Annotated in this window: 13 protein-coding genes and 1 pseudogene; 4 read left to right on the forward strand and 10 right to left on the reverse strand. The window is 37.8% G+C overall.

The features are described 5' to 3' along the window. Positions 1-783: 783 nt before the first annotated feature. The 9 genes from AC6H22_RS05050 to yceD form a co-directional block, all read right to left on the reverse strand. On the reverse strand, positions 784-1,491 hold the full coding sequence (locus AC6H22_RS05050; protein ID WP_005627311.1) for a 4'-phosphopantetheinyl transferase family protein: 708 nt from the start codon (positions 1,489-1,491) through the stop codon (positions 784-786). A 60-nt stretch (positions 1,492-1,551) separates the two neighbouring features. Continuing rightward, a complete protein-coding gene (locus AC6H22_RS05055) occupies positions 1,552-2,883 on the reverse strand; it encodes an anaerobic C4-dicarboxylate transporter (protein WP_005627315.1) in 1,332 nt (443 codons plus the stop codon). A 204-nt stretch (positions 2,884-3,087) separates the two neighbouring features. Beyond that, complete coding sequence (gene acpP / locus AC6H22_RS05060; protein WP_005627318.1) at positions 3,088-3,318, reverse strand: acyl carrier protein; 231 nt, start codon at positions 3,316-3,318, stop codon at positions 3,088-3,090. A 272-nt stretch (positions 3,319-3,590) separates the two neighbouring features. Beyond that, the gene (fabG, locus tag AC6H22_RS05065; RefSeq protein WP_005627320.1) at positions 3,591-4,319 is read right to left on the reverse strand and encodes a 3-oxoacyl-ACP reductase FabG; all 729 of its coding nucleotides are present in this window, start codon (positions 4,317-4,319) and stop codon (positions 3,591-3,593) included. 12 nt (positions 4,320-4,331) lie between these two features. Beyond that, positions 4,332-5,270: an ACP S-malonyltransferase gene (gene fabD, locus AC6H22_RS05070; RefSeq protein WP_114892584.1), complete on the reverse strand. Its 939-nt coding sequence runs from the start codon at positions 5,268-5,270 to the stop codon at positions 4,332-4,334. A gap of 627 nt (positions 5,271-5,897) precedes the next feature. Next, on the reverse strand, positions 5,898-6,848 hold the full coding sequence (locus tag AC6H22_RS05075) for a beta-ketoacyl-ACP synthase III (RefSeq protein ID WP_497513550.1): 951 nt from the start codon (positions 6,846-6,848) through the stop codon (positions 5,898-5,900). A 20-nt stretch (positions 6,849-6,868) separates the two neighbouring features. Then, a complete protein-coding gene (plsX, locus tag AC6H22_RS05080; protein WP_005627327.1) occupies positions 6,869-7,888 on the reverse strand; it encodes a phosphate acyltransferase PlsX in 1,020 nt (339 codons plus the stop codon). A 21-nt stretch (positions 7,889-7,909) separates the two neighbouring features. Then, a complete protein-coding gene (rpmF, locus tag AC6H22_RS05085) occupies positions 7,910-8,080 on the reverse strand; it encodes a 50S ribosomal protein L32 (protein WP_005544470.1) in 171 nt (56 codons plus the stop codon). A gap of 22 nt (positions 8,081-8,102) precedes the next feature. Next, positions 8,103-8,627 (reverse strand): 23S rRNA accumulation protein YceD, encoded by a 525-nt coding sequence (gene yceD, locus AC6H22_RS05090; RefSeq protein ID WP_005627329.1) that lies wholly within the window; start codon positions 8,625-8,627, stop codon positions 8,103-8,105. Positions 8,628-8,785: 158 nt separating this feature from the next. Here yceD and asd point away from each other — a divergent pair, with 158 nt between their 5' ends. From asd to yedF, 4 genes are all read left to right on the forward strand, one after another. After that, on the forward strand, positions 8,786-9,655 hold the full coding sequence (asd, locus tag AC6H22_RS05095; RefSeq protein ID WP_032825584.1) for an archaetidylserine decarboxylase: 870 nt from the start codon (positions 8,786-8,788) through the stop codon (positions 9,653-9,655). Between the two features lie 24 nt (positions 9,656-9,679). Then, positions 9,680-10,303: a BamJ family beta-barrel-assembly machinery protein gene (gene bamJ / locus AC6H22_RS05100; RefSeq protein ID WP_005627333.1), complete on the forward strand. Its 624-nt coding sequence runs from the start codon at positions 9,680-9,682 to the stop codon at positions 10,301-10,303. Between the two features lie 204 nt (positions 10,304-10,507). After that, positions 10,508-11,728, forward strand: coding sequence for a selenium metabolism membrane protein YedE/FdhT (gene yedE / locus AC6H22_RS05105; protein ID WP_118789831.1), 1,221 nt, complete (start codon positions 10,508-10,510; stop codon positions 11,726-11,728). 17 nt (positions 11,729-11,745) lie between these two features. After that, a complete protein-coding gene (gene yedF / locus AC6H22_RS05110; protein WP_005627337.1) occupies positions 11,746-12,015 on the forward strand; it encodes a sulfurtransferase-like selenium metabolism protein YedF in 270 nt (89 codons plus the stop codon). A gap of 62 nt (positions 12,016-12,077) precedes the next feature. On the opposite strand, the pseudogene AC6H22_RS05115 reads toward yedF, so the two are convergent. Beyond that, positions 12,078-12,265: pseudogene (locus AC6H22_RS05115) on the reverse strand (5-methyltetrahydropteroyltriglutamate--homocysteine S-methyltransferase); the annotation flags it as partial. Positions 12,266-12,409 lie beyond the last annotated feature (144 nt).

The following is a 12,409-nucleotide window of genomic DNA, read 5'->3' on the forward strand; positions in this document are numbered from 1 at the left end:
TTGTACCGCTCCAAGCTAAATCACTGGCTGATGTATCTTTACCTTGATAAGAGTTCCCACAATATCCTGATTAAATCTATCTACTTCAAATGACATATATCTAAATCAGGATAAAAATAATTTAAAAAAAATAGTCCATCATAAAAGTTTACTCCCATATATTGTTCACCTTTACAATAATCTCCATCACTAACCTTAACAAACCCTAGAGATAATATAAAATCATTTAACTCATTATAATTAGTTTCTTTTATGTAGAATTTTACAGACGCATAGGTCCTGTTAGAATCAGATATATCAACAATTTTATCTTTATATCTTTCCAAAACAAGCATATAAATATCTTGCTTTTTTTATTATTTTTTCCCTTATCAACAGCACCTTCTTTTAACAAAGATAAGAGAAGAAAAAAGAAACAAGATATAAATAAAAATTTCAATACATTATTCATTTTAATTTCTCCGTGTATTCAGTCTCAATTGAGAATCTCTGCTCAACACCAATTGAAAGTATTTTCTTAGGCGTAGACGAAATTGTTTCGCCGTAACCTATACACCGATAATAACAACCTTCTACTCCCATACTATATCCAGCCAAAGTATCGTTTTGTGCCGCTGCTTGTAATGCTGCTGTCACCGCACGAATCGCCAGGTCTTTTTCACTACCAATGCCGTAATCATCAATCCCTTTTTTAATAAGGCTAATTTGTTTACTGATTTCTTGCGCTTAATCACTATTTTGACGGCTCCTTACGGTGAGGTTTTAAATATAATAATAGCCCCTCTAGTTCACATGATAAAAGCTGAATTCTTGTAGTATTTTAAGTTGCAATCGTTCCCCACTCCACTCATAAAAGTGCGGTAATTTTTCTTGATGATTGACAAAAGCGGCTAAATAAATAGGGAGTTCATCAGTAAACCACAACTTCCCCTGCGGGCAATAATCTGAAAAAATTTTTTGTTGTTCAGGAAAATGACGAACATTGGATAATTTTACGATTCCAAATCCTTGGGATTTCAATACAGCCTCTCTCAAACACCAACAATGATAAAAAGCCTTCAAAGAATCCTGCTGATGATGAAACCAATCAATTTCTTCTTTTGGTGCAATATGTTCCATCAACGCCGTAAAATTTCTTATTTTAGGAAATTCAATATCAATTCCCACCGCACTTTTTTCTTCATTTCTAATATCTAATATTACCGCCACCCAATCACCAGAATGGCTAATATTAAAATCTATTCGATCATCTAGAAAATAAGGTCTGCCACTTTCAGTACGATGAATTTGAGATAAAAGTGCGGTGGATTTTCCTGCTATTTTTAGAAGTTGGAAAAGTAATAAGTGGGCAAGCCGACGGCACTGATGACGCTGAAAAACACGCGAACTATCCGTTTCAATTTGATACAGATTTTCTGGAATCAGTTCATCGGGTAAGGATTCCAAAGAAAAAGGTTGATTTATATTGCCGTAGGCGATGTAGGTTGTCATAAAAATAAAAGCACCATTCAAAGGTGCTTTTATATTAAAAGGATTTAGTTTGTGTGTAAATTAGCGAATCACTAATTCCGCCACAGAAACACCTACCAAGCAAGCGACAACAACCCCAATTAAACCTGGCACCATAAAACTGTGGTTAAAATAATATTTACCAATTTTCGTTGTACCCGTTACATCAAAGTTTACTGTTGCAATGTCTGATGGATAATTTGGAATAAAGAAATAGGCATAAGTTGCTGGCATTAAACCAACCAAGATTGGTGCTGGAATACCTAAGCCAATACCCACAGGTAATAACATAACTGCGGTTGCAGCTTGGCTATTAATTACGACTGAAACTGCAAATAATGCCAATGCGAATGTCCAAGGATAAGTTTGAACCATGTCAGTAATCGCGGCTTTAAATTCTGGCATTGCATATTGGAAGTATGTATCGCTCATCCAAGCAATACCATAAATCGCAATCGCTGCCACCATACCAGACTTAAATACCACGCCATTTGGCACGATTTGAGGATTCGTTTTCGTTGCAAGTAAAATCACACCACCAAAGCAAAGCATCATCATTTGGATGATTAGTGACATGGAAATCGCTTTTCCGCTACCGATAGTACGAATTTCAGGAATCATCGCAATCGCAACAATCACAACTAATGCTAATAAGAACAAATAAACTGATTTTTTAGCGCCTTGTGGAAGGGCTTCATTCAATGTTGTGCTTGTGGTATTGAAAATACGTTCGCGCCATACTGGATCTTGTAAACGACGTTGATATTCAGGATCTTGTTCCAACTCTTTACCACGACGCATACTATATAAAGAAAGCGCTATGGTACCCGCTAAGGTTGCAGGAACAGTCACACAAATAATATCTAACAAACTAATATGCTCAAAACCAGGCATTGCAGTAATTTTACCTAGATAGAAGACAACAGCTGCAGAGAGTGGGCTAGATGTGATGGCTAATTGAGATGCCACCGAAGAGGCAGCCATTGGACGTTCTGGACGGATTTTGTTTTTCAATGCAACATCGCCGATGATTGGCATAATTGTGTAAACAGAGTGACCAGTACCAAGCATAAACGTTAATAAATACACGACTAATGGGCCGAGTAAAGTTACACGTTTTGGATTTTTACGGAGAATGCGTTCGGCAATTTGTAACATAAATTTCAAACCGCCTGCAGCTTCAAGTACGGATGCACAAGTCACCACTGCAAGAATGATGAGCATTACATCAATCGGTGCTTTCCCCACTGGCATACGGAATACGAAAACTTCGATAGCAAGACCGATACCAGAAACAACGCCTAATCCGATACCACCATAACGGCTGCCCATATAAAGCATTAATAATAAGAATAAAAATTCTAAATAAAGCATAAGTACCTCAAAAATAAAAAAACTGTAAAAATAATACCCTTTTTGAGGAATAAAACTAGATATTTTTTAAATTTTAGAGCAAGAATTGAATTAAAAGATAATTCAGATCAATTTTACAATGCTGGAATAAGAGAAAAGTGCGGTGATGTTAGAAAGAAATTTTTGAAAAAAATTAGGCGACTTAAAAAGTCGCCCAACTTGAAATTATTGATTGTTTTGCACGTAGTCAATCGCAGATTGAACAGTTGTGATTTTTTCAGCTTCTTCATCTGGAATTTCGATATCGAATTCTTCTTCTAAAGCCATTACTAATTCAACTGTGTCTAAAGAGTCCGCACCTAAATCTTCAACGAAAGAAGCTTCAGATTTAACATCTTCTTCTTTAACACCTAATTGTTCAACGATGATTTTTTTCACGCGTTCTTCAATACTCATTTGTTTTTCCTATTTTGTTGGTTTTAACTCATAAAAGAGCGGTTAGTGTATGTATTTTTTATCAACTTGCAACTATTTTATAGGCTGGTCGCACCACAAAATGGGCAATCTGAATACACACATTAAAAATAGTTACGTACCTTTGCATACGCTCAAGGCGTAACCAAGCTACACTGCGAATGGGATTCTAACATTATCTAAAATCTTTGGCTATGATTTTGTGTTTAGAACACCGCTCAAGTCTAAATAAAGAGAAATGCTGATTTTCAGCATTAGCTCATATATAAACCACCATTTACATGCAAGGTTGTGCCCGTAATGTAAGCCGCATCATCAGAAGCTAAGAAAGCAACGGCTTTAGCAATATCTTTGGCTTCACCTAAACGACCAGCAGGAACATTAGATAAAATACCCGCTTTTTGTTCATCAGTAAGCACTTCTGTCATATCCGTTGCAATAAAACCTGGTGCAACCACATTTACAGTAATACCTCGTGCAGCCACTTCTTTCGCTAAAGATTTAGAAAAACCGATCACACCCGCTTTTGCCGCACAATAGTTAGCTTGTCCTGGATTCCCCATTGAACCCACCACTGAACCAATATTGATGATACGACCAAAACGTTTTTTCATCATTGAACGTAACATGGCTTTAGAAAGATGATACACCGAAGTTAAGTTAGTTTGCATAATATCAAACCACTCATCATCTTTCATACGCATCAATAAATTATCGCGAGTAATACCTGCGTTATTTACGAGAATATCAATATCGCCAAAATCATTTTTAATTTGCTCAAGTAAAGTTTCGATAGATTCTTTATCCGTTACGTTTAAAACTAAACCTTTACCTTTATCTCCTAAATATGCAGAAATTGCCTCTGCACCTTTTTCAGATGTTGCAGTACCAATTACAAATGCACCTTTTGAACTAAGTTCCTCTGCAATCGCACGGCCAATACCACGAGTAGCCCCTGTCACTAAAGCAATTTTACCTTGCATTTTTTCTTCCTTTTACGCTAAAAATTCTTCTACAGCATTGAATGATGCAACATCATTTACAGATATTGCTTGTAAATCACTCACAATGCGTTTAGTTAAACCATTTAATACTTTACCCGGTCCCACTTCAACAAGCGCTTGAACACCATCTTGCGCCATTTTTTCAACTGTTTCAGTCCAACGAACTGGGCTATATAACTGACGAACAAGTGCGGTACGAATTTCTGCACCTTCAGTTTCAGCTTTCACATCAACGTTATTTAATACTGATGTTGTTGGTGTATTAATTTGAATATTCTCAAGTTTTACAGCTAATTGCTCTGCTGCTGGTTTCATCAAGGCACAGTGAGAAGGTACGCTCACCGCTAATGGCAATGCACGTTTCGCTCCCGCGTCTTTACATAATGCAGCCGCACGCTCAACTGCAGCTTTCGCACCAGCGATAACGACTTGGCCTGGTGAGTTAAAGTTCACTGCTGATACAACTTCACCTTCTTCCGCTTGTTTACAAGCATTAATAATCGCTTCATTATCTAAACCAATAATTGCATACATTGCACCAGTGCCTTCAGGCACAGCTTGTTGCATTAATTTTCCGCGCAATTCCACTAATTTAATCGCATCTTGGAAATCCAACACGCCAGCACAAACTAACGCAGAATATTCACCTAAGCTATGGCCTGCCATCACTTCTGGTTTTAATTGAGGAAATATTTCTTGCCATACGCGATAAATAGCTACAGATGCAGCTAAAAGTGCAGGCTGAGTTTGCCAAGTTTTATTGAGTTCTTCAACTGGGCCTTGTTGAACAAGATGCCATAAATCATATCCAAGAGCATCAGATGCTTGTTTAAATGTTTCAGTAACGATTGGATATTCAGTTGCAAGATCAGCAAGCATACCGACAGTTTGGGAGCCTTGGCCTGGGAAGACCATTGCGAATTTTTTCATTATGTTTTGTCCTATTGTTTTAATTAAAAATATTTTTCGATAATTGACATCAGGATTTCGCCTGACGGCGACCTACTTTTCTTTGCTTGTGCAAAGCAAAGTAGGCAAAAGAAACACTCCCCAATTAAATCGCTGATCTTTGCTTTGTTTCAATTTTCTTTACGGCAATTTGCTGAACTCGCTTCGCTCAAACAGACGCAAATTGCCTAAAAATTGAAAGTCACAAAGGCGATTTATATGGGGCCCAAATTTAATCGGAGCATTATTTAAAAAGTGCAATTGATTTTGAGTTCATTTTTAGAGTGAAAAACATTTTGAATTTTCACCGCACTTTACATCGAAGAAAGAATAAATCGGGTTCCCTTCTTTGCCGCCTGGAAAAATAGAAATTTGTAGGAAATTTGCGTCTGTTTGAGCGAAGCGAGTTCAGCAAATTTCCGTGAAGCAAATTTCTATTTTTTCAGGAAACAAGGCAAAGCAGGGTTACTTTTCTTTTTGCTTACTTTTTCTTTGGCAAAGCAAAGAAAAAGTAAGTTGCCGTCAGGCGAATCCCTGACTCTTTAACAGAAAAAGTGCGGTCAAATTTTACCGCACTTTTTAAATTACTTATCCATTCTAACAAATTAATTAGAAGCGTACTAACGCTGAACCCCAAGTCCAACCACCGCCAAAGGCTTCTAATAATAGTAACTGCCCACGTTGAATACGGCCATCTCGAACAGCTTCATCTAAAGCGACTGGAACAGTTGCTGCACTGTTGTTAGCGTATTTATCTAACGTTACCACAACTTGCGACATATCCATTTCTAATTTTTTAGCTGTCGCTGTAATAATACGTAAATTTGCTTGGTGTGGTACAAGCCAGTCTAAATCTTTTTTATCTAAATTATTTGCTAAAAGCGTTTCTTCCACCACATTTGAAAGTTCACTAACTGCCAATTTGAAGGTTTCGTTACCTTGCATCTCAATATATCCAGATTTTTCTATACCACGTTCTGGCTGAGCTAAAACAAGGGCATTATTTTTATCTGCTGAAGCATGTAAATGAGTAGAAATAATCCCTTCTTGTTCACCCGCTTCAAGAAAGACCGCTCCAGCACCATCACCAAATAGCACAACAGTGCTGCGATCTGTTTCATCTAATTTACGAGAATTGAGATCTGAACCAATCACCAAGGCTTTTTTCACCTTGCCTGCACGAATAAATTGATCTGCCACGCTCAATGCATAGACAAAGCCTGTACAAGCTGCGGCTAAATCAAAAGAAATCGCATCATCAATATTTAATAAACCTTGCACTTGGCACGCGGCACTTGGATAAGCATGTGAATTACTTGTAGTTGCAACAATAATCAGTTCAATATCTTGAGGATTAATTTGAGCAGCCTCGATCGCATTTTTTGCTGCCTCAAATCCCATTGTTGCAACAGTTTCATCTGCCGCTGCGATACGACGTTCACGAATACCGGAACGAGTGACAATCCATTCATCTGATGTATCAACCATTTTTTCCAATTCCGCATTTGTGCGGATGTAGCTTGGTAAATAACTACCAGTAGATAAAATTCTGCTATTCATAATAAATAAAAATTAAGTCATTAATAACGAGAAAGCCCAGCCAATATTTTTTCTGGAAGTTGCTGGCGAGCTTGGAAAGCGGCATCAGCAATAGCATGTGCAAAAGCATTCACGTTTGCACTACCGTGACTTTTTACCACCACAGCTTTTAAGCCAATAAGTGATGCGCCATTATATTCATCAGGGTTAATTCGTTTCAAGCGTTTATAGCATTGTTTAAATACAAAGCGAAAAAGCCAAGCAAGAATGGGCTTTATAAAACGTGAATTCGCTTTATCTTTAAACAAAGATAACAAATTTCTCACCGCCCCTTCTAAGGTTTTCAACGCGACATTGCCTGCAAATCCATCACTCACAATTACGTCGGCTTTCCCATTCAATAAAACATCACCTTCGATAAATCCGACATAATTAAGTGCGGTTGATTTTTGCAGTAAATTAGCAGCATCACGAATAGATTGATGGCCTTTGATTTCTTCAATACCAATATTCAATAATCCAATTCTCGGATACACCAAATTAAGTCGAGCTTCAGCAAAAATCGCACCCATTATAGCAAATTGATAAAGATTTTCCGCACTACACTCAATATTTGCACCAAGATCCAACATCACTGATTTTTCACCATCAATGGTCGGAATAAAAGAAATCAATGCAGGACGTGCAATGCCTTGTAAAGGCTGCAATAAAATCTTCGACAATCCCATTAATGCCGCTGTATTGCCCGCACTGACACAACCTTGCGCTTTGCCACGTTGTACCGTTTCTAATGCTAAACGCATTGATGTACCTTTACTATGACGCAACGCATAAGATATGCCTTGATTATTTTCGATAACACTTGAGCAATGTTGAACTTGTATTCGTTCTAAAACTGATTGAGAACAGTTATTGAGAAGAGGAGAAATTTGTTGGCTATCGCCAAAGAGGATTAAAGAAAGCTCAGGATCATTTTCCAACGCTAAAAGAGAGGCAGAGATAGGAATACGGGGACCAATGTCCCCGCCCATCACATCTAACGCTAAGGTTAGACGAGTCAAGTGAATACCTATAAGTAAAAATTACTTATTGATCACTTTACGACCACGATAGTAACCATCTGCAGTTACGTGGTGGCGTAAGTGAGTTTCACCGCTTGCTTTATCCACTGATACTGCAGCAGTAGTTAACGCATCGTGTGAACGACGCATGTCACGACGTGAACGAGATTTTTTATTTTGTTGAACAGCCATTGGCCATACTCCTAAATTTAATTTACTTTTGCTTTAAATTAGCTAATACAGCGAACGGGTTCGGTTTTTTTGCCAATTCGTCAGGCAATTCGCCAAAAACCTGTTCCTGCGCGGACACTTCACAGTGTTCAGATGAATGCATTGGTACAAGCGGCAAAGCTAAAATTAGCTCATCTTCCACCGTGCCAATTAAATCTATTTCGCCAAACTCATTGAACTCGATTGGCTCATAAATTTCCGGCAATACATCAGCTTGATCCCAATTAGCCACTGGACTATAAGTAAACTCACATTCCAATGTTTGTTTGTAAGGCTCGTTACAACGCTGACATTCTAATTCAACATCAACTTGTACATTACCTTTCATCACCACTAATTTTTGTGGATCAATATAAAACGATAATGTTACCTGTGCATCGCTGAGCACGTTTACCACTGATTCGGCCAAACGCTCAAGCTGATTAGCAGCATAATAGCCAACATAATCAAGCCGTCTTTGAGCATCTTTTACCGGATCAACGGTTAGGGGTAGTTTTACCTTTTGCATAGGGCGTGAATATTACCTGTTGTTGCGAAGATAGTCAAAGGGAAATCACATTTTTTATTGGATAACTCAATAAAGGAAATTATCCGCTAACTAAAAAGGTTGGAACTATAACAAAAATTGCTATAATCACGCCTCTTTTTTAACAAGGAAAGATAATGATGACTTCAAATTCTTATTGGCAACGCTTAAAGGTGGCATTTCAATATGTTATGCCGCAAATTTATTTAACTCAAATTGCTGGCTGGTTTGCTAAACAAAAATGGGGTGTGCTAACCCATGTTGTAATTAAAGCTTTTGCGAAAAAATACAACATTGATATGAGCATTGCGCAAAAAGAACAATTTTCTGATTACGCAAGTTTTAATGAATTTTTTATTCGTCCGTTAAAAGAAAACGCGCGTCCAATTAATCAAAATCCTACCGCACTTTGTTTACCAGCAGACGGGCGCATTAGCGAGTGCGGTCATATTGACGATAATCTTTTATTGCAAGCTAAAGGGCATTTTTTCAGCCTAGAAGGCTTACTGGCAGAAGATAAAGAATTAGTGGAAACCTTTAAAAATGGTGAATTTGCTACCACTTATCTTTCTCCTCGTGATTACCACCGAGTACATATGCCGTGCGATGGTACGTTGCGTAAAATGATTTATGTGCCGGGTGATTTATTCTCTGTGAATCCATTTTTAGCCCAACATGTACCCAATTTATTTGCGCGTAATGAACGTGTGATTTGTGTATTTGATACTGAATTTGGCACAATGGTACAAATTTTAGTCGGTGCAACCATTACTGCAAGCATTGGCACAACTTGGGCGGGCGTAATTAATCCACCACGCCACAACGAAGTGAAAACTTGGACTTATGAAGGAGAAAGTGCGGTCAAATTATTGAAAGGTCAAGAAATGGGTTGGTTCCAACTTGGTTCGACAGTAATTAATTTATTCCAAGCAAATCAAGTCCGTTTAGCTGATCATTTAAGCGTCAACGAACCTGTTCGCATGGGCGAAATCTTGGCATATAAAAAATAATTTTTAACGAAAGGAAAACATCAAATGAATTTTGAACAAGTAAAATTAGAAAGCATTTCTGAAAAAGGTAGCTACGGTATTGGTTTACAAATTGGTCAACAATTAGCCGATAGCCAAATGGAGATCACCGTTGAAGCTGTGGCAAAAGGCATTTTTGACGCGTTAAACCATAATCAACCTGCATTAGACATCAATGATTTAATGCATTCTGTTCAAGCTCTTCAACAACAAGCAACTGAAGCACAACAAGCGCAATTTAAAGCCATTGAAGAAGAAGGCAAAAAATTCTTAGAAGAGAATGCGAAAAAAGCGGGCGTAAACGTAACCGACAGCGGTTTGCAATACGAAATCATGACTGAAGGCAATGGTGCAAAACCATCTGCAACAGATAAAGTGCGTGTACACTACACTGGTACATTACCAGATGGCACCGTATTCGACAGCTCTGTGGCTCGTGGCACACCAGCTGAATTCCCAGTAAATGGCGTAATCCGTGGTTGGGTTGAAGCATTACAAATGATGCCGGTCGGTTCTAAATGGAAACTCACAATTCCACACGAACTTGCTTACGGTGAACGTGGAGCTGGCGCATCAATTCCGCCATTCTCAACACTCGTATTTGAAGTAGAATTATTAGATATTCTTTAATCGAAAAATATGATATTTATAAAGGCAAAGCTATAAAGGTTTTGCCTTTATTGTTAAAATAATGTTATTATTTTATCTGACAAATTTCATTTGTCTTATATCGCAAGTTTTGTGTATAGGAAAATGGGCACTTCTTTTTTTCACTGTATTCATTATTTATACCTTTCTTGCAAATCTTTCTTTTCAATAAATTTAGGTTATCTTATGAAAGAGATTTGGCTACAATTTAAACAAAATTATTTAATTAAATACTGGAATCCGATTGTTGCAGTGACTGCAGCGGGTTTGCTTTCCGCTTATTACTTTGGGGTAACAGGCACTTATTGGGCTGTTACAGGGGAATTTACTCGGTGGGGAGGGCATGCATTACAAGCATTAGGCGTTGATGTATCTGAATGGAGTTACTACAAAATCATAGGAATGCAAGGTAATATCTTCTCACGTGTTGATGGTGTCATGATCTTAGGCATGTTTGCAGGTTGTATTTCTGCAGCACTTTGGGCAAATAATGTAAAATGGCGCAACCAACCACATAAACGTCGGATTGTTCAAGCTTTAATTGGCGGTGCATTAGCAGGATTTGGCGCACGTTTAGCAATGGGATGTAATTTAGCTTCACTTTTTACAGGTATTCCACAATTTTCGGTACACGCTTGGTTCTTCACTATCGCAACAGCAATAGGTACTTATGCGGGTGTGAAAGTCACATTATTACCAATATTTCGCGTTAAATTAGAACTGAAAAAAGGCGCAGCGAAAATAAAAGAAACAGATCCTAAACAAGCACAACGCCGTTTCTGGATTGGTATGGTTGTATTTTTTGCTTATCTTATTGCTTCACTTTATGTAATGACTCAATCTATTAAACTTGGTTTTGCTATGGTTTGTGGTTTGGCTTTCGGGTTATTAATTGAACGAGCTCAAATTTGTTTTACCTCAGCTTTCCGTGACTTATGGGTAACAGGGCGTGCTTATATGGCAAAAGCGATTATTTTTGGAATATTAGTGGGCACAATTGGTGTATTTAGCTACATTCAACTTGGCGTCTCACCTAAAATTATGTGGGCTGGCCCCAATGCTATTATTGGCGGTTTATTATTCGGCTTTGGTATTGTACTCGCTGGTGGTTGTGAAACAGGTTGGATGTATCGCTCAATGGAAGGTCAAGTACACTTTATGTGGGTTGGCTTAGGTAACGTAGTCGGATCAACTTATCTCGCCTATGTTTGGGATGATATCGCTCCTGTTTTAGCACTTGATTACGAAAAACTTAATTTACTAAAATCTTTCGGGCCCGTAGGTGGCTTACTTGTGAATTACGGTTTATTAATTTTATGTTTAATTGCCGTAGTCTGGTGGGAACGTCGTTTCTTAGCCAAAGCAAAATCTCAAATAACCGCACAAACTGGCTGTGGATGTAATTAACCAAAAGGAGCATAATCATGGCATTTACTATTGTTCAAAAATTAGATAAAGATCCAAAAGACATTTCACCCGATTATACATTAGATACGTTAGGCGAACCCTGCCCTTACCCCGCTATTGTAATGTTAGAAACCATGCCACAATTACAAAAAGGTGAAATTTTAGAACTATTAAGCGATTGCGCACAATCTATCAACAATATTCCTATTGATACTAAAAATCATGGCTATACACTGCTAAGTGTAGAGCAAGATGGAACAAAATTGCGTTATTTAATTCAGCGTTAATAAATGGCTCCATAAGGAGCCATTTATTATCTACCAATAAAATCAAATTAATCTTCGCCCCAAACCTCTTTAGCGATTTCTTCGCGTGTACCATAAATGCCCGCATCCACTGGATAGGATACATTAATTGATTGGGACTAGGGATGCTGTATTTAACTATGCCACGATCACCAACAATAGCATTCAATTTCTTAAAATGCTCAATAAATAGATGATTTGAATACCTACATCTAACCGAGCTTGGACTAACTTTGTAATTGCTTGATCTTCAATCTCAGTTAATTATTCACGAGAGATTTCACCTTATGCAAATTTTAAACGAGCCTCTTTTAATGCTTGTGAGCGTAAATAAAAGCCTACTGTGGCTGCATGTAATGGGAGTTTTTTTGATATT

Source organism: Haemophilus sp. THUN1690, from assembly GCF_059704375.1.